This window comes from Streptomyces sp. NPDC050636, assembly GCF_040654775.1.
Taxonomy (GTDB): Bacteria; Actinomycetota; Actinomycetes; order Streptomycetales; family Streptomycetaceae; genus Streptomyces.
Window position 1 is genome coordinate 1 of the sequence record NZ_JBFAIP010000004.1, and the last position, 20,261, is coordinate 20,261.

The 20,261-nt window shown below is 69.7% G+C and carries 15 protein-coding genes and 1 pseudogene; 8 read left to right on the top strand and 8 right to left on the bottom strand.

Annotated elements, in window-relative coordinates; all coding sequences use genetic code 11:
• Positions 1 to 626 precede the first annotated feature (626 nt).
• Entirely contained in the window at positions 627 to 848 is a 222-nt protein-coding gene (locus AB0I10_RS05995; protein WP_363151100.1) for a helix-turn-helix domain-containing protein, read from the top strand.
• A gap of 147 nt (positions 849 to 995) precedes the next feature.
• Positions 996 to 2,306 carry a DUF3631 domain-containing protein gene (locus AB0I10_RS06000; protein ID WP_363151101.1) on the top strand — a complete coding sequence of 437 codons (1,311 nt, stop codon included), beginning with the start codon at positions 996 to 998 and terminating at the stop codon, positions 2,304 to 2,306.
• A gap of 446 nt (positions 2,307 to 2,752) precedes the next feature.
• On the opposite strand, the gene AB0I10_RS06005 is transcribed toward AB0I10_RS06000, so the two are convergent.
• Positions 2,753 to 4,078 (bottom strand): helix-turn-helix transcriptional regulator, encoded by a 1,326-nt coding sequence (locus AB0I10_RS06005; RefSeq protein WP_363151102.1) that lies wholly within the window; start codon positions 4,076 to 4,078, stop codon positions 2,753 to 2,755.
• 156 nt (positions 4,079 to 4,234) lie between these two features.
• On the opposite strand from AB0I10_RS06005, the gene AB0I10_RS06010 reads away from it, so the two are divergent.
• The 4 genes and pseudogenes from AB0I10_RS06010 to AB0I10_RS06025 form a co-directional block, all read left to right on the top strand.
• Positions 4,235 to 5,224 carry a Gfo/Idh/MocA family oxidoreductase gene (locus tag AB0I10_RS06010; RefSeq protein WP_363151103.1) on the top strand — a complete coding sequence of 330 codons (990 nt, stop codon included), beginning with the start codon at positions 4,235 to 4,237 and terminating at the stop codon, positions 5,222 to 5,224.
• Positions 5,221 to 6,474: a DegT/DnrJ/EryC1/StrS family aminotransferase gene (locus tag AB0I10_RS06015; protein ID WP_363151104.1), complete on the top strand. Its 1,254-nt coding sequence runs from the start codon at positions 5,221 to 5,223 to the stop codon at positions 6,472 to 6,474. Before AB0I10_RS06010 ends, AB0I10_RS06015 begins: the two co-directional genes overlap by 4 nt.
• Positions 6,471 to 6,908, top strand: coding sequence for an NUDIX hydrolase (locus tag AB0I10_RS06020; RefSeq protein ID WP_363151105.1), 438 nt, complete (start codon positions 6,471 to 6,473; stop codon positions 6,906 to 6,908). The genes AB0I10_RS06015 and AB0I10_RS06020 overlap by 4 nt, the downstream gene beginning before the upstream one ends.
• A 55-nt stretch (positions 6,909 to 6,963) precedes the next feature.
• A pseudogene (locus AB0I10_RS06025) lies at positions 6,964 to 7,197 on the top strand (alanine-tRNA synthetase second additional domain-containing protein); the annotation flags it as partial.
• Between the two features lie 73 nt (positions 7,198 to 7,270).
• Here AB0I10_RS06025 and AB0I10_RS06030 read toward each other — a convergent pair.
• Both AB0I10_RS06030 and glnA read right to left on the bottom strand, forming a co-directional pair.
• Positions 7,271 to 10,822 (bottom strand): NB-ARC domain-containing protein, encoded by a 3,552-nt coding sequence (locus AB0I10_RS06030; RefSeq protein WP_363151106.1) that lies wholly within the window; start codon positions 10,820 to 10,822, stop codon positions 7,271 to 7,273.
• A 506-nt stretch (positions 10,823 to 11,328) separates the two neighbouring features.
• On the bottom strand, positions 11,329 to 12,738 hold the full coding sequence (gene glnA, locus AB0I10_RS06035; RefSeq protein ID WP_363151107.1) for a type I glutamate--ammonia ligase: 1,410 nt from the start codon (positions 12,736 to 12,738) through the stop codon (positions 11,329 to 11,331).
• 247 nt (positions 12,739 to 12,985) lie between these two features.
• On the opposite strand from glnA, the gene AB0I10_RS06040 reads away from it, so the two are divergent.
• The gene (locus AB0I10_RS06040) at positions 12,986 to 13,453 is read left to right on the top strand and encodes an RDD family protein (protein ID WP_363151108.1); all 468 of its coding nucleotides are present in this window, start codon (positions 12,986 to 12,988) and stop codon (positions 13,451 to 13,453) included.
• 610 nt (positions 13,454 to 14,063) lie between these two features.
• Here AB0I10_RS06040 and AB0I10_RS06045 read toward each other — a convergent pair.
• The 4 genes from AB0I10_RS06045 to lipB all read right to left on the bottom strand — a co-directional run bounded on the left by AB0I10_RS06045 (position 14,064) and on the right by lipB (position 17,103).
• A complete protein-coding gene (locus tag AB0I10_RS06045) occupies positions 14,064 to 14,774 on the bottom strand; it encodes a DUF4191 domain-containing protein (protein ID WP_363151109.1) in 711 nt (236 codons plus the stop codon).
• A 10-nt stretch (positions 14,775 to 14,784) separates the two neighbouring features.
• On the bottom strand, positions 14,785 to 14,997 hold the full coding sequence (locus AB0I10_RS06050; RefSeq protein ID WP_363151110.1) for a hypothetical protein: 213 nt from the start codon (positions 14,995 to 14,997) through the stop codon (positions 14,785 to 14,787).
• Between the two features lie 215 nt (positions 14,998 to 15,212).
• The gene (lipA, locus tag AB0I10_RS06055) at positions 15,213 to 16,163 is read right to left on the bottom strand and encodes a lipoyl synthase (RefSeq protein ID WP_363151111.1); all 951 of its coding nucleotides are present in this window, start codon (positions 16,161 to 16,163) and stop codon (positions 15,213 to 15,215) included.
• Between the two features lie 115 nt (positions 16,164 to 16,278).
• Positions 16,279 to 17,103, bottom strand: a complete 825-nt coding sequence (gene lipB / locus AB0I10_RS06060; RefSeq protein WP_363151112.1) for a lipoyl(octanoyl) transferase LipB — start codon at positions 17,101 to 17,103, stop codon at positions 16,279 to 16,281.
• 290 nt (positions 17,104 to 17,393) lie between these two features.
• Between lipB and AB0I10_RS06065 the strand changes: the two genes are divergently transcribed.
• Positions 17,394 to 18,848, top strand: a complete 1,455-nt coding sequence (locus AB0I10_RS06065) for a regulator (protein WP_363151113.1) — start codon at positions 17,394 to 17,396, stop codon at positions 18,846 to 18,848.
• 18 nt (positions 18,849 to 18,866) lie between these two features.
• On the opposite strand, the gene AB0I10_RS06070 is transcribed toward AB0I10_RS06065, so the two are convergent.
• Positions 18,867 to 20,207 (bottom strand): NAD(P)/FAD-dependent oxidoreductase, encoded by a 1,341-nt coding sequence (locus AB0I10_RS06070; RefSeq protein ID WP_363151114.1) that lies wholly within the window; start codon positions 20,205 to 20,207, stop codon positions 18,867 to 18,869.
• Positions 20,208 to 20,261: the final 54 nt, after the last annotated feature.

The following is a 20,261-nucleotide window of genomic DNA, read 5'->3' on the forward strand; positions in this document are numbered from 1 at the left end:
TGCCCAAGCTTGGTCACACGATGGGTGGGGAGATCAACTGAGCAGGTTTGGCCCACCGCAGATCAGGGGGTGGGGAGATTCAAAGAGCCCTATCAACGTTGGCTGACGCCGCGAGCGAGGCGGAGCTTTTCGATTTTGTGGGCGGTATGGATTCCGGTTGGGCCGGTTTCGGCGGGGCGTTTTGGCATGACGGTGTTGTAGCTCGCGTTCCCGGGTTTGGGGAAACCAGATTTCCGCTGTATAAGGAGGCGCCCTTCGCGCCGCGTGGTTGCTGTCACTATGCGTCTGGATGGTTACGGAATTTACGGCCGGATTCTGTGATATGGTCCCGCGCCTCTCGCTTTGCAGGGGGTTGCCAGCGACGCGTCACACCTCCATGACCTGGCACTTCAGGAAGGATCTGGCGATAAGCGGAGCTCACCAGTAGGGCGTCGCGAGGCTGACATGAGGAAGTGGCCTGGTAGCTCTCAGCTGTGTGGAACATGGCTCGCAATTACTGATCAGCTGTTGAGTCCCGCGGTCTTCGATGCCCTGTGTGGATGCCGTTTGGTGCGGCCGTGAATTGTCTGCAAGATGGCGCTCTATGTTGGCCACGCCTCCCGCCCAATTCAGCGAAGGGGAAGCTAATGAAGCACACCGAGCCTCGCCAGGACGCCGGTAAACACCGTCGCGCGCTGGCGAGTCCGCAGGAGATCTCCGACTACCTCGGCATCCCGGTGCGCACGCTTTACCAGTGGAAATACCGGGGCACCGGCCCGAAGGTCCACAAGGTTGGCAAGCATCTGCGTTACCGGTGGACGGAGGTCGACGAATGGCTCCAGACCCAGTCCCTGGATCTGGTCGCCTGAACCGTCGGACGACGAAGCGGCCCTCGGCGCGCCAACGCCGAGGGCCGAAGAGTCCCCAACCGACCGCCCGTACCTGAACGATGACGACGGTGGTGCGATGCCTGCATGCTTCGTACCACCGGGTGAGGAACGTTCTTGAATCACCCTATGACGGCGCAGCCCGCCGCCGCATCCCGCCAACCCACCTGGCCACCGGTCGCCATCCCCGGGCAGGCCGGTGCCCACCGCTCTGCAGTGCCCACCGGTGACCGGGATTCGTCGACCCCACCGGGCAGTGCGACGAGTGCCTCGGACACCGACAGCACCCCGACCGAGAACCGGTCAATGGAGAGTGCCGACCGTCCCGCCACCCCATTCGTTGGCCCGCTGACCGAGGGCGCTGACCTACTGGCTGAACTGCGGTCAGCGATCGAGACGTTCGTGGTCCTGCCCCACCGGCAGGCTCTGGACGCGGTCACATTGTGGGTGGCCGCCACGCACCTTCAGCCGGCCTGGCAGCACGCCCCGCGCTTGGCGGTGGTGGGCCCTGCGAAGCGTTGCGGTAAGTCGAGGCTGTTGGACGTGTTGCACGAGACCGTCCACGACCCGTTCATCACGGTCAACTCAACCCCAGCGGCCGTCTTCCGCTCCATCACCGCCAACCCGCCCACCCTCCTGGTGGACGAGGCGGACACCATCTTCGGCAGCCCGAAGGTGGCGGAGAAGAACGAGGAGATGCGCGGTCTGCTCAACTCCGGTCACCACCGCAACCGGCCGATCACCCGGGTCGCGGGAAATGACCACCAGCCCACTAAATTCCGCACCTTCGCGATGGCTGCCCTTGCTGGCATCGGTGACCTGCCCGACACGATCATGGACCGGTCGGTGGTCATCCGCATGCGCCGCCGTGCACCAGGGGAGAGCGTGCGGCCCTACCGCTCACGCCGCGACACCCCTGCCCTCAACGCCCTGCGGCAGCGGCTCGCGGCCTGGCTGGGCCCGCACCTGGAGGAGGCTGCCGACTCCGAGCCGGCCATGCCGGTTGAGGACCGCGCGGCGGATACCTGGGAGCCGCTGATCGTCGTCGCCGATCTGGCGGGAGGCCCCTGGCCCGCCTGGGCCCGTACCGCCTGCCAGATGATGACCGCATATGAGCAGGGCCAGGAGGAGGACCACGGCGGGTTGAAGATCCGCATCCTGACGGACATCAGGCAGGTCTTCGCCTCCTGCGGCGACCCCGACGCGCTGCCCACCGAGAGCCTGCTCGCTGCCCTGCGAGCCGATGCGGAAGGGCCCTGGGCCGAGTACGGCAACGGCGGGCTGAGCGCAAGCGGCCTGCAACTCCTGCTGGCCGACTACCAGATCAGGTCCGCCAACCACCGCTTCGGAGACATTGGTCAGCGCAAGGGCTTCTCACGCAGCCAGTTCACCGACGCCTGGATGCGCTACTGCCCTCCACCCGCGCACGCTGCCCCGTAACCCGGTCTCACTCGTCCCACCCGTCCCCGCGCAGGTCAGCGCGGGGACGACTCTCTGCATGGGACGAGTCCACCCGTCCCGCGTATCGGTCCGACTGTGCGCCGCTACGAGTCGACCCGTACCACCGGATGCGACCCTCCGCGCCCTGACCAGGCATGCAACGGGTGGGACGGGTGCGAGGCCGCCCGGCACGGAAACCCACGCGACCGCCACGCCCCCAACCCACGCAGCAAGCTGTAGCTTCCGAAACTCCTCCGCAGCCCGTGGCCGCGGAGGAGTTTCGGAAGCGCATGCCCTGCCCGGGTGGGGCGGGGAAGCCCGGCACCAGGGGGCGCCGAACGTGGAGGCGGCGCCCGTGCGCGCAGGCCGACCGGTCATCGAGAGCCTCGCCGAACCCGTGCAGCCGGAAGCGCCCGAAGCACGGCCGCCCCGGCGGGCCGCATCTCTCAGGCCGTCCGGAGTCGTTCGAGGAACTCGGGTACGCCGTCCACCTGCTGGTACGGCTTGAAAGCGGGGGCGAGTTCGCGGACCAGGGTGACGCAGCGGTCGGCGCCGATGCGGGTGGCGAGGTCGAGTGACTCGGTGCTGACGACGAGGGCTTGTTCGACCTCGCGGGCCTGGACGAGGCTTCGGGCCTCGTAGGTGCGGAAGACCCCGCGCGTCTTGTCCCGGGCTCGTGGAAGCAGGCTCAAACCCTCGTCGATGCGGGCGCGGGCCTCGTCGGTACGGCCGAGGTCGAGGAGACACTGGCCGGAGTCCACGGCCAGATCCGCAGTGCTCATCCATCGGCACCAGCCGGGGGCGGGGTCGGTCGCGTCGGTCAGCAGGGCGGTCTCAGCGGCGGCGAGGTCGCGGTGGCAGTCGGCAGCGGCCCCCAGGGCGGCGTGGGCTCGGGCCCTGCGCAGGTACAGCAGCGAGCGGGCGGTGGGGTGGGACGTATGGATCAGGGCCTGGCTCAAGGGTTCCACGGCGGACCCGGGATGGCCGAGCCAGATGGACTGGTAGGCGAAGTCGGAGAGGACTCCGGCCCCGAGATCCCGGTCGCGGGCGGTGTGCGCGTTGGTGAGAGCCGCGTTCCACAGCTTGCCGGCCGCGTAGTGCTGACCCTGGTCGAAGCGGTACCAGCCACAGGTGCTGGAGAGGGAGGCCGCCAGGTGGTGCAGGCGGCGGCCGGTGGCCTCGCTGTACCGGGCGCCTTCGAGAAGGTCGGTCACCGTCGTGAGGTGGGCGTCCATCAGCTTGATGGTGTGCTGGCGTTGCTCGGTCGGCAGGGCGGTCAGTTTGGTGCTGGTGTCCTCCAGCCAGTCCACCAGTTCGTCATCGACGCGACGCCCGCCGAGCGCGGTTGTCAGGCGGTCGGGTTCCAGCGCGGCCCACTGGGAGGCCAGCCCGGCCAGGGCGAGTGCGCTGTAGGTCAGGAAGGTACGACGTTCGCGGTTCATCGCGGCTCTCTGTGCATCTCGAAGTGCTTGGACGGTGTACGCCGCCCCGAGCGGGGCCGGGTCGTCCCGGCCCGGGAGCCAGTGGGGCCAGGGGTACCGCTCAAGGTCGGAGATCGGCACGTCGAAGGCGTCCGCGATCAGGAGCTGGGATTCGATGTTCGGCGTTTTGCGGCCGTTCTCCCACTTACTGACGGCCGCCTTGTCGGTGCCGGAGCGGAGACCCTCGGGCCGCATCGCGGCAGCACGGTGCAGGCGCGCGACGAGGTCGTTCTGGGACCAGCCGCGTAAGAGGCGGGCGTAGGTGAGGGGATGCCTGATCGGGTCGTCCACGGGAGCAATCCCATCATCGACGGTGACGGCCAGGCTACTGCGCGTACGGGCGGGACAACCCCGGGACTACAGCTAACACCTAGGGCCTGAGCCGGAGTTGGCGCTGTACTCGTCATCACCCGACACGTTCCTCCGTGAAGTGGAAGGAGAACGCGCATGAAACGACGTGCTGCGATCATCGGCCTTGGCCACCAGGCCACCGAGGATCACCTGCCCGGCCTGCTCGGCTCCAGCCGGGCCGAACTCGTTGCGGTGTGCGACAACAACCCGGACATCTTGCACCAGCGAGCGGACACCCTCGGAGTGCCCGGGTTCACCCGGGCCGGTGACCTACTGGATGAGACCGCCCCGGACTTCGTGATCGTCGCCGTCCCGCACCACGCCGGGCGCTCGGTGACCGAGGAGTGCGCCGCCAGGGGCGTCCACGTCCTCAAGGAGAAGCCGTTCGCCACCTCTATCGAGGAGGCCCGCGAGCTGGCCGGGATCTGCCACAAGGGTCGCGTGGAACTGATGGTGACGCTCCAGCGCCGGTTCAACCCGATCTACAGCAGCGTGGCCGGGATGCTGGACCAGATCGGCACCCCGTTTCTCGTTGGCGGGCACTACTCGTTCCACACGCCCAACCCCGGCGCCGGCTGGCGCGGGGACCTCAAGCAGGCCGGTGGCGGCTGCATCCTCGACATGGGCTACCACCTGATCGACCTGCTCCTGTGGTACTTCGGCCTGCCCAGCAGGGTCATCGCGGAGTTCTCCACCACGGCCCTGCCCGAAGGCGGCTACGACGCGGAGGACACCGCCGTCGTCCAGCTCGGCTACGACTCCGGCTTGTACGGATCGCTGGTCCTGTCGCGGTGGATGGCGCCGAAGACGGAGTTCATGCGGGTCGTAGGGACAGCCGGCTCGGTGGTGCTGACGAAGGGAGCGGTGCAGCGGCTCGCCCTGGACGGAACGGTTGTGGAGGAGCTGACTCGACCGCACGCCCCCAGCGTCGCCACCGCACAGATCGACTACTTCTGCCGGGTCCTGGACGGAGAACGGCCCAACGTCTCCGGCCCCGACCAGCACCTCTCCCACGCCGCGTTCATCGCGTCCTGCTACCGGTCCAAGACTGCAGGCCGCTACATCGACCCGAAGGAGATGCTGTGACCAGCCGACTCGCGCTCCTCGGCGGCACCCCGGCCGTCACCGACACCGGCCCCCACTTCACCTGGCCCCCGATCGACGCCAACACCCGTAAGAAGGTTGTCTCCCAGCTGGATTCGGCCGTCTCCATCCCCGGCCGGTCCGGGATCGTCGCGGACCTGGAAGACGCCCTCCAGGACTACTTCGACGTGCGGTACGCGATCACCACCAGCTCCGGCACCGCCGCCCTGCACGCCGTCTACTGGGCCGCCGGCATCCGGCCCGGCAACGAGGTGATCGTCCCCGCCTGGACCTTCCACGCCACCGCCTCACCCCTGTTCCAGCTCGGCGCGCTCCCGGTCCTCTGCGAGACGCTCCCGGACGGCAACATCGACCCCGGCCGGGTGGCCGAGCTGATCACCCCTCGCACCCGCGCGATCATGGTCACGCACCTGTGGGGCAGACCCGCCGAGATGACCGACCTCACCACGCTGGCCAGGGACCGCGACCTGGACCTGCTGGAGGACGGCTCACACGCTCACGGGGCCAGTCACGGCGGCCAGAAGGTCGGCACGTTCGGCCTGGCCGGTGCCTTCTCCCTCAATGGTCCCAAGCCCCTGTCCGGGGGCGAGGGCGGCTTCGTCCTCACCGATGACGACGACACCTACTACCGCGTTCTCACGTTCGCGCACTACAACAAGCGGGCCAGGAACGAGATCCCGGAAGGCCATCCGCTCGCGCGGTACGCGGTCACCGGGGCCGGGCTCAAGCTCCGCATCCACCCCCTGGCCGCCGCCCTCGCCCATGACCAGCTCTCCCGCCTGGATGCCTACCTCGCCGGCCGCGACGAGATCGCCGCCTACCTGATCCGAGCGCTCGGGCAGATACCCGGGCTGGAGGTGAGCCCGATGCCCGAGGGGGTGAAGTCATCCTGGTACGCGTTGACGGTCACCTACCGGCCTGACCAGCTCGGCGGCCTGCTCCTCGACCGCTTCCACGCGGCCCTCGTCGCGGAGGGCGCGACCGAGTTCGACCGGCCCGGCTCCACCCGCCCCCTGAACCAACTCCCGCTCTACCAGCACCCCTCCCATCTCTTCCCCGGCTACCCGAACACCCGCAGCCGATACCGGGAGGGTGACTTCCCCATCGCTGACAAGGCACACGCGCACACGATCAAGTTGCCGGTCTGGCACCGTGAACAGGATCTGAGTCTGGCCGAGCAGTACGTCAGCGCGGCCAGGAAGGCCAGCGAACACCACAAGGAGCTCCTGTGACCGTGACCTCTGACCTCGCCCGAACCTTGGCAGAGGAGGCCGAAGCCGAAGGCATCACCACGTTCCTGGCCGCGGCCGTCGTCACCGACGCCGACCGCATCCTCCTGGTCCGCCGCAAGCCGGACGACTACATGGGCGGCCTGTGGGAGATCCCCTCCGGTCATGTGGACGCCGGAGAGAGCATCCTGGACGCGACCCGCCGCGAGACGCTGGAGGAGACCGGCCTGACCGTCGCCTCCGTGGACCGCTACCTCGGGCACTTCGACTACGAGAACAGCCGCGGCACCATCACCCGCCAGTTCAACTTCGCCGTCACCGTCTCCGAGACCAGGCCGGTCATCCTGACCGAACACGACCTGCACCAGTGGGCCTCCCTCTCCGGCGACCTGCCGGGCGTCACCGACGGCGTACGGGAGGTTCTGGCCTGCGCGTAGCACCCCCGATGGGGTCTCGCCCGAATCAGAGCCGCGCGGTGGGTAGTACGGCGACGTCGTCGGCATCGGCGACTTCTCTCGGGAGCCCTGTGGCGGCACCCACGTCGCCCACAGTTGGCTACAGGAGGCCGGCCGAGCCAGCGAGGGCCGCTATCCCGGATATGGAGCAGCGGCCCTCGTGTCGTTTCTGACATCTGTTCTACTCGCGAGAGCGGAAGGCGCTGAATCGGAACCGCTTCCACATGTACCACTGGAAGTCCGCACTGGTATCCGTCGGTGTCATCCGTGAGAGGTTGCCGGGGGAACGGTTCAAGGAGTCGCGCGTTCACCGCGGGCGGGCCGTTCAAGGCCCTCACGCAGTTTCAGGCAAGCGGTTCAGTGTCGCCGGCCCGGGCGGCGGATTCGGTGAGTACCTGCGCGAAGGCGGTGACCGCCGCCCTGTCCGTGCGCGCAATTGCCTCGCGGAGCTGCTCCTCCCAGTCGGGACGGAACTCGTACGCGAGCAGATGACCCTCCCGGTGGGTGCCCAGGCGGCTGCCGAGCAGAGCGTCCAATGCGGGTGCTGGGAAGACAGCGGGATTCCGGAAGATCTCACGCTCTGTAGCGCCGGGACTGAACCGACTCTGGCCAAGCAGCAGAGCCGGGTCCACCAGCCGCCCAGCCCCCTCGCACCACACGGTTACGTGCCCCAGGACCTCGCCGTTTTCCGTGACCATCGGCGGGTGCTGCCACTCGGGCAGGTCGAGTGGTTCGCTGTCACGGCGGCTCACGCTCAGCGTCGCGGGGACCAGTCGGCTCTCCAGCCCCAGCGAGCGCAGAGCCGCGGCGAATGCCATGGACAGGAAGACGGGGGAGGGCGCTGCCTGCCTGCTTAGGTGGTAGGCGGTGGCTCCGATCAGGCTGTAGAGCAGGCGCGCGTCCGGCGGGCCGACTCGGGTGAGCGCCACGGCATCGTCCCAAGAGTAAGTGGGCATCGGGTGCGCACCGCCACCGCCCGACGGCGGCAGCGGAACGATCGCAGGTGCGTGCCCGCCAACCGCTTCGGAAGGCCGAGCTTGGGCGTCCTGCTCGTCCAGTTTCAGGAAGCGACGTGCAGTGGTCGCGAGCGGTACGTGGCTCTTCCCGGCGTCCTCGAACAGCCCGAGGCTTTCTCGCATGAGGGTGCGGCACAGCTCCACATCCCCGTCCGGATGTCCCACCAGATGTCGGGTCCAGGCCAGAACTGCGCGCCGATGAACGACTGGAGCCAGCACGTCTGGCCCGGCTTCGGTGTGCGCTCTCAACAGGGCCTCGGCCCGGTCGATCATCGACTCGGCGGCCTGCAGGATCCATGGCTCCGTGGTGAGCCCTGCATCATGTCTGCCGAGACTGCCGACCATCACGGCATGTGCCGCCTCGACCAGGTGGTCGGCATGGTGGCGCATGATGTTCACGGCCGTCCGCTCGGTGGGCTCGGGGATTTCGGCGGTGACGTCGAGGGCCTCCTCCAGCCGGCGCGTGGAAGCCTTGACCACGGCGTCCAGGAAGCGTAGCTCCGTGCTCGCTGTTGCCTCGGCCGGAGCCTCTGCCTTGGCCTGGTCGATGACCAAGGCCGCCATGTCCCACTCGTGGATCCACACATGGATCTGTGCCTGGTCCAGCCTGGTCCGCAGGGCAGCTACAGGAGCCACGTCCTCGCGCCGCAGCACCCCTTCGAGCCGGTGGTGGGCGCGGGCGATGTCAGCGAACCGGTCCAGCGCCAGCGCTGCGCGCATGTCGGAGACATGGGCCAGCAGCAGGTGCTCCACCCCCTCTGCGTCGAGCGCGGCCATGCCCTCCAGTAGGTTCCAGGCGGTCCGCGCTGCCTCAGCGGCCTCCTCGTACCGCGACAGATTCAGCAGGCACTGCGCCAAGGTGGTCGTCGTCGCTGCCCGACGGTAGACGGGATCGTCCACTGTCGCCTCGTCGGCCTCCTCCAATATCTCCAGTGCCTCCCGCAACAGCCCCTCGCTGCGCACCAGATCACCATGTACGTTCGAGATCGCCCCGGCAACATCGGCCAGTAGCGCGACAGTGCCACCGTTCGCCCGGCCGCTGCTGCACACGTTGCGCGCCACATGGACGGCGTGCTCGATCAGGGCCGCCGCCTCGGTCCAAGTCTGCTGCTTCTGGCACTCCACCAGGCGGGTCACCAGCTCGTACTCGAACCGGCCTTGCATCGCATCGAGGGCGTCGCCGTCCAGCATCGCTCGGGTGATTTCCTGGACGATGCGGTGGATCGACAGCATGCCACCCCGGGGATCGACCAGAGAGAACCTGCGCAGCTCCGCCACGGCACCATAGACGGCCGATCCGGTCGCGAGGTCGAGCGTCGCGAGATGCAGTGGAATGAAGTCCGGCGCAAGCAAGGCGCATCGGGCGAGCAGTTCGGCGGCGAGCTGAGGCGCCGAGGCATCGGGCGCGCGCAAAGCCTGCTCGACGACCTTCCGCACGCTCAGGGTCACTGCTGCGGTCAACGTCGCGCCCTGCCGGTAGTCCAGCGGCACGAAGCCGGGATCGTCCAGCAACCGGGTCCGGCAATCGGCGAGTTCTTCCAGGTACGTGCCGACCGGACACATGGTCGCCGCGATGTAACCAGTAGCCTGTGCGATGGCGAGCGGGATGCCCTCCACCGCGTCGATCAGCGCAGACACCTCGTCCCCGGACGCCTCGGGCAGTCGCTCGCCGGCCCAGGAGCTGGCCTCGTCGGCCGCCATCCGTTCCACAACCAGCCCGCCCTCAGCTGTCGCCCAAGCCGAGTCGCGGGTCGTGACCAGCAGGTGCGCGCCGTCGCAGGCGGGCAGCAGACCGTGCAGCTGGTCCCGGTCGGTCACGTTGTCGTAGACCAGCAGCAGCCGGGGGCCGAGGTACGTCAGGCGGCGGTCGACCAGCGCGAGGACCTCCTCCTCGGTCGACGCTTCTGTCTCCTGCTGTTCCTCGGCAACCATCCGTCGGTAGGCGGCGAGGACGTCCTCCCGAGTGTCGGAGGGGATCCACCAGACGAACTCGTACGCGTCCCGGTACCGGTGGGTGTAGAGCCGGGCGATGCTCGACTTGCCGATCCCGCCGAGCCCGGACACCACCACGCGAACCGCGCCTGCACCCGGCTCCTTCAAGAACCGGTTCTGGATCGCCGCCAGCTCTCGGCTGCGGCCGCGAACACCCGCGGCCGAGGGGACCTCGCGGAACGTGGCACGGACGGGCTTCGAAGCTTCGCGTGTCACCGAGCCGGACGGGGTGTGGCGTGCGCGCAGGAGGCCGGGAAGCTCGTCCAGTTGGACCGTGCGCCGGGCGAGGCGGCGGTCCCCGGACCACTGGAACATCTTCACGAACAGCGCGTCTATGGTGCTGTCGACCTCGGCCGCCGCCATGGCCATCGGCGACAGCCGCAGCAGCTCCAGCCGGGCTTGGTCGAGGACCTGCTCCCAAGGGCCAATCCGAGTCTCGATCTCCAGCCGTCGTAGCAGTGCGTGATCCTCGGCGGCGAGTGGGATGGAGGCCGGTACCAGTCCCTTGCACTCCTCCAGCCACCGACCGGGGTCCGGCACGGCCCGGGCACGCGCCCCCGCATCTCTCAGAGCCTGCCCCGATAGGTGCACTGAGGCATCCGAAAGAAAGCGCAGCACCGCCGTGCCGCCCGGATCTGCCTCGCCCCAGCGGCGGGCTAGCCGCAGCAGCTCCATGCCGGACCACGAGCCCGGCTCGACGCGGGTCTTCGCCTGGGCGAGCAGCAGCGGTTGGTCGTCCGCGTCGAGCACCTCGAAGTCGATGGCCTCGTCGGCGCCTTCCACCCGGAAGGTGGCGGCCTCCGGATACTGCTCTGAGGTGCGGATCAGTTGCAGGATGGCGCATGCCGTCTGGAACCCCATACCCCGTGCGGTGTCGACTCCGCCCATGTACTGCCCCCTCAGCCTCGAGTCGCCCACCAGCATGCCGGACATCACCGACAACCTTGCCCCGCAACTGCTAATTGCCTGTCAGGTAATCGACTTTGTCCCTGGCAAGACGGGGATCGCGTTCTGGGCGGCGCGCAATCGTTCTCCGGGGCCGGTTCCGATCCCACTTGACATCGACGGGTGGCTTCGAGTTCAACGCTTGACCATCTCGGCCGGTCGCTAAGTCCCGGAGGGTGCGATGGCATCGGGCCCCTCCGCCGTGACAATTCGGGATGCTTGGCCAGCCAGCACTTATCGATTCAGGGCGACGAGTGAGGGCTGCCACCCCGGATGGGGATGACGGCCCTCAATTTGTCTGATGTTGGATCAGTGAACTGGCCGGACGGTGCACACACGGTGCACAAGGGAGCGGAAAACAGCTGTGACCCACGAGAACTCACGAGAAGAGTTTCCGCAGGTCACAGCTGGTGTTTCAGACTTACGCCCAGGTCGCCGGGCGCCGCCTCTTAGATGTCGAAGTACAGCTCGAACTCATGCGGGTGCGGCCGCAGCTGGATCGGTGCGATTTCGTTCGTGCGCTTGTAGTCGATCCAGGTCTCGATCAGGTCGGAGGTGAAGACGCCGCCCTGCTGGAGGTACTCGTTGTCGGCCTCGAGGGCTTCGAGGACGGCCGGGAGGGAGGTCGGGACCTGGGGGACGCCCGCGTGCTCCTCGGGGGCGAGCTCGTAGAGGTCCTTGTCGATCGGCTCGGCCGGCTCGATCTTGTTCTTGACGCCGTCCAGGCCCGCGAGGAGGAGGGCCGAGAAGGCGAGGTAGGGGTTGGAGGACGGGTCGGGCGCGCGGAACTCGACGCGCTTGGCCTTCGGGTTGGAGCCCGTGATCGGGATGCGCATGGCCGCGGAGCGGTTGCGCTGCGAGTAGACCAGGTTGACCGGGGCCTCGAAGCCGGGGACCAGGCGGTGGTAGGAGTTCACCGTCGGGTTGGTGAAGGCGAGGAGGGAGGGGGCGTGCTTCAGGATGCCGCCGATGTAGTAGCGGGCGGTGTCCGAGAGGCCCGCGTAGCCCTGCTCGTCGTAGAAGAGGGGCGCGCCGCCCTGCCACAGGGACTGGTGGACGTGCATGCCGGAGCCGTTGTCGCCGAAGATCGGCTTGGGCATGAAGGTCGCGGTCTTGCCGTTGCGCCAGGCGACGTTCTTCACGATGTACTTGAAGAGCATCAGGTCGTCGGCGGCGGCGAGCAGCGTGTTGAACTTGTAGTTGATCTCGGCCTGGCCGGCGGTGCCGACCTCGTGGTGCTGGCGCTCGACCTGAAGGCCGGAAGCCTCCAGCTCCAGGGAGATCTCGGCGCGCAGGTCGGCGAAGTGGTCGACCGGCGGGGCCGGGAAGTAGCCGCCCTTGTAGCGGACCTTGTAGCCGCGGTTGTCCTCGAGCGCGCCGGTGTTCCAGGCGCCGGCCTCGGAGTCGATGTGGTAGAACGACTCGTTCGACTTCGTGTCGAAGCGCACACTGTCGAAGACGTAGAACTCGGCCTCGGGACCGAAGTACGCGGTGTCCGCGATGCCGGTGGAGGCGAGGTAGGCCTCGGCCTTCTTGGCGATGTTGCGCGGGTCACGGCTGTACTGCTCGCCCGTGATCGGGTCGTGGATGAAGAAGTTGATGTTGACGGTCTTGTCGCGGCGGAACGGGTCCACGCGAGCCGTCGACAGGTCGGCGCGCAGCGCCATGTCGGACTCGTGGATGGCCTGGAAGCCGCGGATCGAGGAGCCGTCGAAGGCGAGTTCCTCGGCCGGGTCGAATGCCTTTGCCGGGATCGTGAAGTGCTGCATCACACCGGGCAGGTCGCAGAACCTGACGTCAACGAACTTGACGTCCTCGTCCGCGATGAACTTCTTGGCCTCGTCGGCGTTCTGGAACATCCAACTCCTCCTAGCCCGGTCACCGGTCGGCGGACGCGGGATTGCTACTCGGAACGCGACCATGTGCGGTGGCGCGCTCGCCCGACCATAGGCAGGCGGGATTTCCCAAGCATGACCCATTTGTTTCGCCGAGGTTAACCGGCACGCGGTCGCCCTCACCCCCCAGTGTGCGCCTCCGAGGGGGCTCCCGGCCCGGCTCCGCGGCCCCTGGGAAATCGAACGTATGCGGTCGCAGTACCGTGGACGGGTGGACAACAGGCAAGCAATCGGATCGTGGATCTCCGGGCCCCGTGCGGCAGCCGAGGACATGGGCGTCGAGTTCGGGTACCGAGGGGAGCGGCTCGGGCTGCCCGAAGAGGGGCCGGGCTCGATCGCGCGTCCGGGGCGCCGCCTCGCCGCGCTCTTCATCGACTGGGCGCTGTGCATGCTCATCGCGTACGGGCTGCTCAGCGGCGGCCGGCCGCAGGCGGCGAGCAACTGGGCGCTGGTCGTCTTCGCCGTGCTCAGCCTGCTGACGGTCGGCACGGTCGGCTTCACGCCCGGCAAGCGGCTGCTGGGCCTGCGGGTGGTGGCCGAGGACGGCGGCCGGGTGTCGCTGCCTCGGGTGATTCTGCGCACGGTCCTGCTCGTCGTGATCATCCCGGCCGTCATCTGGGATCGCGACGGCCGCGGGCTGCACGACCGCCTCGCCCGCTCCGTACAGGTCCGGATCTGATCTGACGTCGGTGTCTGGTCTGACGTCGGTGTCTGGTCTGGCGTCGGTGTTTGGTCTGACGTCAGCGTCCGGTCTGGCCTCGGTGTCCGGTCTGGCCTCGGTGTCTGGTCGGCCTCGGTGTCTGGCCGGGCCCCGGCCTCCGGTCTGACGCGGCCTCCCGGTCTGGCTCCGGCCTCCCAGCCTGGCCCCGGCCTCCGGTCTGGCTCCGGCCTCCCGGTCTGGCTCCGGCCTCCCGGCCTGGCCCCGGCCTCCGGTCTGGCCCTGGCGTCTGGCGTGCCCCCCCGGTGGTCCGTAGTGCGTGCCCCAGTGCGGGGGACAGTGGGCCGTAGTGCCCGGATCCGACCCCGTACGGGCGGCCTGGATCTCGTCGGCTACGGGCCCGGAGCTGACCCTGTGCGGGGGTGGATCGTAGACAGTCGCGGTTTTCTCTCTCCCCTCGCGACGGGTGCTGACCCTCGCCTGCTGTCGTTTCCTCCCCGCCTCCAGGGACCGTCGCGCCCCACACGGCCCCCAGCCCATGCAGAACGCCCCGGAGCTCTCGGCTCCGGGGCGTTCTGGTCGTTCTGGTCGGTCGGGTCGCGTCGGTCGGTATGAGCGGCGGCCCGGCCGCTCAGCGCGTCTTGCCGCCGCCCTTGGGCATCCGCATGCCCTTCGGCATCGGGCCCTTCGGCACCGGCATGTTGCTCATCAGGTCGCCCAGCGCGCGCAGCCGGTCGTTGACGGCCGTCACCTGGGCGCCGGGCAGCACGCGCGGCAGCTTCAGCAGGGTCGTACGGAGCTTCTTCAGCGGCACCTGGTCCTCGCCGTCGCCCACGACGATGTCGTGGACCGGGGCGTCGGCGACGGTGCGCGCCATCCGCTTCTTCTCAGCGGCCAGCAGACCGCGGAGACGGTTCGGGTTGCCCTCGCCGACCAGCACGATGCCGGCCTTGCCGACGGCGCGGTGCACCACGTCCTGGCTGCGGTTCATCGCCACCGCCGGAGTGACCGTCCAGCCGCGGCCGACGTTCTCCAGTACGGCGGCCGCCGCGCCGGGCTGGCCCTCCATCTGCCCGAAGGCAGCTCGCTCGGCGCGCCGTCCGAAGACGATCGCCATCGCGAGGAAGGCCAGCACAAAGCCCAGGATGCCCGCGTAGATGGGATGGTCGATCGCGAAGCCGATGGCAAGGAGAACGCCGAATACGACGATGCCTACGCCAGCGACGACAAGACCGACCTTGGAGTCGACCCGACGGGTCATCTTGTAGGTCAGGGCGATCTGCTTCAGCCGCCCGGGGTTCTCAGCGCCGGCAGCGCCGTCTGAGTTTGCCTTCCTCGCCATACAGCGAAGTTTACGTGGCCTGCGGACGCCCGGTCGCCGCGGCCTCCAGTACGTGCTGAGCTTCGTACCGGTCCTTGGCCCTGCGGCGGTCTTCCAGGACCGATGTCCAGGCGTTGCGGCGGGCGGTGCGCTGTCCGCCGCGCAGCAGAACGGCCTCGACGGCACGCAGTGCACCGGTGACGGAGGGGAAGGGGGTGGTGGCGCGGAGCTGCGCTGCCTGCATGGGACGGTCTCCCTAAACGTGGTCGGCGGGGCGGGAGGGGGGGTGTGGGAGCGGTGCGTGCATCCATCGTCACGGAACGGTGTTACCAACGGATGACCTGCCGGTCAAACACCAATGAAACGTTGACGCGGCCCCCACGCCCCCCGACGTGGGGGAGTGCGGGCCGCGCCCTCTCAGCATGTGCCACGTTTCACAAGACGGCGCGCCGAACCGGGTCAAACCGCCTGACTGGACGCTTCGACCTCGCGCCGCTCGATGGCCTGCTGGTAAAGGCGGCCGGCGCGGTACGAGGAGCGGACCAGCGGGCCGGACATGACGCCGGCGTAGCCGATCTCCTCGGCCTCCTCCTTGAGCTCCACGAACTCGGCGGGCTTGACCCAGCGCTCGATGGGGTGGTGCCGCACGGAGGGGCGCAGGTACTGGGTGATCGTGATGAGCTCGCAGCCCGCGTCGTGCAGGTCCTGCAGCGCCTGGCTGATCTCCTCGCGCTCCTCGCCCATGCCCAGGATGAGGTTCGACTTGGTGACCAGGCCGGCCTCGCGGGCCTTGGTGATGACCTCCAGCGACCGCTCGTAGCGGAAGCCGGGGCGGATGCGCTTGAAGATGCGGGGGACGGTCTCGACGTTGTGCGCGAGTACCTCGGGGCGGGAGGAGAAGACCTCGGCCAGCTGCTCGGGGACCGCGTTGAAGTCCGGGATCAGCAGCTCGACGCCGGTGTCCGGCATCGCGGCGTGGATCTGCCGGACGGTCTCCGCGTAGAGCCAGGCGCCGCCGTCCTCCAGGTCGTCGCGCGCGACGCCGGTGATCGTGGCGTACTTCAGGCCCATGGTCTGGACGGACTCGGCCACCCGGCGGGGCTCGTCGCGGTCCAGCTCCTGCGGCTTGCCGGTGTCGATCTGGCAGAAGTCGCAGCGCCGGGTGCACTGGTCGCCGCCGATGAGGAAGGTCGCCTCGCGGTCCTCCCAGCATTCGTAGATGTTGGGACAGCCCGCCTCCTGGCAGACCGTGTGCAGACCCTCGCTCTTGACCAGGCCCTGGAGGTGGTTGTACTCGGGGCCCATTTTCGCCCGGGTCTTGATCCACTCGGGCTTGCGCTCGATGGGGGTCTGGCTGTTCCGGACCTCCAGGCGCAGCATCTTGCGTCCGTCGGGTGCGACTGCGGACACGTCCGGCTCCCTACCACTTCGTTTCTTCGGCGTACACCAGGGTACGCCCGTTGATTCGCACGTCTTTACGTGCAGGGCAACCCCGTATGAAGGGGCTGCATTCCCGGCCGTCCGTTCAGACCGCGCGGGGGAGCAGCTCGGCGCCCTCCAGGACGTCCCGCAGATGCTTCTCGGCGACGGGCAGGACCTCGGCGATGGTGATCTCGCGGCCCAGCTCGTTGGAGAGCGAGGCCACGCCGGCGTCGCGGATGCCGCACGGCACGATCTTGTCGAACGAGGTGTTGTCCGGGTTCACGTTCAGCGCGAAGCCGTGCATTGTGACGCCCTTGGCGACGCGGATGCCGATCGCGGCGAGTTTGCGGTCCTCGCGGCGCTGGCCGGCATTGGACGGCGCGTACTCCGGGCCGTTCAGCCGCGGGTCGAACAGCTCGTCCGTCACCCGCGGGTCGAAGTCCAGGTTCAGCCCGCCCAGGGCAGCCCGCGCGTCGGCTGCGCTCACGGCGTCTCCCAGCACCCACACACCGCTGCGCCCTTCGACCCGGGTGCCCTCGACGCCGAATTCTGCGCACACCCGGATCAGGGCGTCTTCGAGACGGCGGACATGGGCGACGACGTCGACGGGGCGCGGCAGCTTCTGGATGGGGTAGCCCACCAGCTGGCCGGGGCCGTGCCAGGTGATCTTCCCGCCGCGGTCCACGTCGACGACGGGGGTGCCGTCCAGGGGGCGCTCGTCATCGGCCGTGCGCCGTCCGGCGGTGTAGACGGGCAGGTGCTCCAGCAACAGGCAGGTGTCCGGAACCTCGTCGGCGAACCGGGCGGCGTGCACCCGGCGCTGCTCCTGCCATGCCGTTTCGTATTCCACGGCATCCGCCCCGAAGCCCAGATGCACAAAGCGCAGCCCCTCGGGTGCGGGGGTCTCCCCCCGAGAGATCGCAGTCACGGCAGCTCCTCTTCGAACCTCTGTTGCTTCTCGCTGCAACATCTGATGCCAGTCAGCGCCCCTGCCACTGTACGGCCGCCCGCTGCGGCCCCGGCAGGCGGCCGGTGCCGAGCGCGCCCGCGGAGCGCCCGCGCTCCTGCTCACACGATCGGATGAACGCGAGGCACACGCGGACAGAAAGGCCCCAAACGCCGTTACATTCACGCCGTCCCACAAGGGCGAGGAGCGTGCCGGACAGGGTGAGCCGAGCCCGGCAGCCAGGCCCGGAAGGCAGGAGACCGGTAAAGCCGATGACCGAACGACCCCCGCAACACACGCCCAACCGCCAACTCGCCGCACTGATCGCCGAGGCGGGATTCTCCAATGCCGGGCTGGCCAGACGGGTTGATCAGCTCGGTATCGAGCACGGCCTCGACCTGCGCTACGACAAGACGTCGGTGACCCGCTGGCTGCGCGGCCAGCAGCCCAGAGGCACCACCCCCGCGCTGATCGCCGAGGTGTTCACCCGCCGGCTGGGGCGGCGGCTGTCCGCCCAGGATCTCGGCCTGGACGCCTGCGCGCCGGTGTACGCCGGGCTCGAATTCGCTGCGACGCCCACCGAGGCCGTGGACATCGTCAGCGGCCTGTGGCGCAAGGACTCCGGCAGCCATGCCGAGCTCCGGAAGATCGCCTTCACCCCGGCCGGGCTGGTGGTGCCCAGCCGCGACTGGCTGATCGGCCGCGCCGACGACCGGGTCGCCCGCGGCGACCCCGGCAGCGACGGCTCGGGCCGGGTGCCCGCCCAGGGCCGTATCTCGGTGCCGCGGCAGCGCCAGACCGACCGGGTCGACCGCATCCAGGGCGGCCGGGTCAGCTCCGGGGACATCGCGGCGCTGCGCTCGGTCGGCGAGCTGTTCCGGGCGCTGGACCACGCCTACGGCGGCGGCCACGCCCGGCAGGCCCTGGTGCGCTATCTGGAGCACGAGGCCGAGCCGATGCTGCGCGGTACGTACGGCGAGGCGACCGGCCGCCGGCTGTTCGCGGCCGCCGCCGACCTGACCCGGCTGGCCGGCTGGACCTCGTACGACATCGCCGCGCACGGTCTGGCGCAGCGGTACTTCGTCCAGGCGCTGCGGCTGGCCCAGGCGGCCGGCGACCGGCCGTACGGCTCCTACGTCCTGGTGACGATGAGCCGGCAGGCCGTCTATCTGGGGCACGGCAGGGAGGCCGTCCAGCTGGCGCGGGTGGCGCAGCAGGGCATCGGCGGCAGCGCGCCGCCCGCGGTCCAGGCGCTGCTGCACTCCGCGGAGGCGCGCGGTCACGGCCTGCTGGGCGAGGTCCGGGCCTGCACGGCCGCTCTGGCGCGCGCCGAGCGGGCACTGGAGACCGCCCGCCCCGGCGACGAAACCCCGTACTGGGCGCGGTTCTTCGACGAGGCGCAGCTCGCCGACGAGCTGGCGCACTGCCACCGCGATCTCCAGCAGTACCGCGCGGCCTCCCAGCACGCCGAACGCTCGCTCCAGCTGCGGTCCGCCGGCTTCGCCCGCAGCCGGCTGTTCTGCCGGGTGGTGCTGGCCACCGCCCGGCTGGGCCTGGGCGAGCTGGAGCAGGCCTGCACGCTGGGCGCCGAGGCGGCACTCCAGGCGTCCGAGATGCGGTCCGTGCGGGCCCACGAATACGTCAGGGAATTCGAACGCCGCCTGGAGCCCTACCGGGACGCGGCGGCGGTCCGGGGGTACCGGGACCGGGTGGCCGCGCTGGGGTGACGGGCTCAGGCCGGGCCGTCAGGCCGCCGCGTGCAGGGTGTTCGGCTCGACGTGGGTCGGCAGGCCGAAGTCCTGGAGCAGGGCGCGGGCGGCCCGGCGGCCCGAGTGCAGCGCGCCCTGGAGCGTGCTGATGTCACGGTGATCGCCGCACACATAGAGCCCCGCCAGCACCCGCACCGGGCGCTCCGGGTCGTGCGGCACCGGCATCGCGGGGACCGCGTACGGGTCGTGATGGGCGGTCAGCAGCTGCCAGTCCTCGGTCGTCGCGCCGTAGATCCGCTCCAGCTGGGGCCGGACCGTCTTGTCGAGGACGGACACCGGCAGCGCCGCCGCCGCGCCGAGCACGGTCGTGGTGATCAGGGAGCGGCCCGGTGGCGTGCGGGACGGGTCGATCGCGCCCGCGACGTACGTGTACGAGACCGGGCCGTCGGCCGGCAGGATCAGCGCCGTGTGGCGGGACGGCGCGCTGCGGCTGCGGCCCGTTCCTGCGGTGTGGTGCAGGACGGTCACCGGGTGGAAGGCGGGCACCCGCAGCCCCGGCAGCAGCTCGGCGGCGTCCCGGGCGCCGGTCGCCACCAGCACCGCCCGGCACGGGATATGGCCGTGTTCCGCGGTGCTGACGCCCGTGATGGACACGGAGGTGGCGTGCACGGACGTACGGACCGTGCCGGGCGGCAGCTCGGCGGCGAGCAGCTCGGGGACGGCCGACGCGCCGCCGGCCGGCAGACACAGCCGGCCGTCCGCGAAGGCACGCAGGGCCTGTGCGGCGCCCCGGCTGGAACCGCGCAGCCGCGGATCGCACAGCAGCGCGCCGAGCAGCGGCCGCAGGAACGTGTCGTGCGCGCGCGGCGGGAAGGCGGGGCGGCTTGCCAGGGCCTCACCGACCGGGCGGTCGACGGGAGTTGACGCGGTGGCACGGTCGCCGTTTCGGTCGGTACGGCGGTCTGCCCGTCGGCCGGTGTGCTGTTCCGGACGCCGGTCCGTCCACCGGTCGGCACGGCGTTCGGCGCGCGAGAGGGCGCGCGCCGCGGAAAGTGCGCCCCTTGTGCTCCGGGCCCCGCTGATGCGCTGCGCCCGTTGGCCGTTGTGGAGTATCAGGCCGGGCGCGAACGGGCGCAGTGTCAGCCCGCCGAGGCCGGGGGTGCGGCGCAGTTCGGCGGGGGAGAGGACCAGCGGCCGGCCGCCGCGGTCCAGCCGGAAGCCGTCGATTTCGTTGGTGGCGGCCCGGCCCCCGATGTGTGGCGCGGCCTCCAGGACGGTGACCGACAATCCCGCGCCGGTCAGATGGCGGGCGGCGGCGAGGCCGGCCACGCCGGCCCCGACAATGACGACGTCCACGGTCGATGGGGTGCGCAGCACAAGCCCCTCCCGAGGTCTGTCCAGCGGCGGCGCACCGGTCTCATGCCCGGTGCC

Bases quoted from the DNA above. Each gene is read 5' to 3' on its own strand.
- AB0I10_RS06000 (WP_363151101.1), top strand. From the start codon at position 996: ATGACGGCGCAGCCCGCCGCCGCATCCCGCCAACCCACCTGGCCACCG.
- AB0I10_RS05995 (WP_363151100.1), top strand. From the start codon at position 627: ATGAAGCACACCGAGCCTCGCCAGGACGCCGGTAAACACCGTCGCGCG.
- glnA (WP_363151107.1), bottom strand. From the start codon at position 12,738: ATGTTCCAGAACGCCGACGAGGCCAAGAAGTTCATCGCGGACGAGGAC.
- AB0I10_RS06010 (WP_363151103.1), top strand. From the start codon at position 4,235: ATGAAACGACGTGCTGCGATCATCGGCCTTGGCCACCAGGCCACCGAG.
- AB0I10_RS06045 (WP_363151109.1), bottom strand. From the start codon at position 14,774: ATGGCGAGGAAGGCAAACTCAGACGGCGCTGCCGGCGCTGAGAACCCC.
- AB0I10_RS06030 (WP_363151106.1), bottom strand. From the start codon at position 10,822: ATGGGCGGAGTCGACACCGCACGGGGTATGGGGTTCCAGACGGCATGC.
- AB0I10_RS06050 (WP_363151110.1), bottom strand. From the start codon at position 14,997: ATGCAGGCAGCGCAGCTCCGCGCCACCACCCCCTTCCCCTCCGTCACC.
- AB0I10_RS06065 (WP_363151113.1), top strand. From the start codon at position 17,394: ATGACCGAACGACCCCCGCAACACACGCCCAACCGCCAACTCGCCGCA.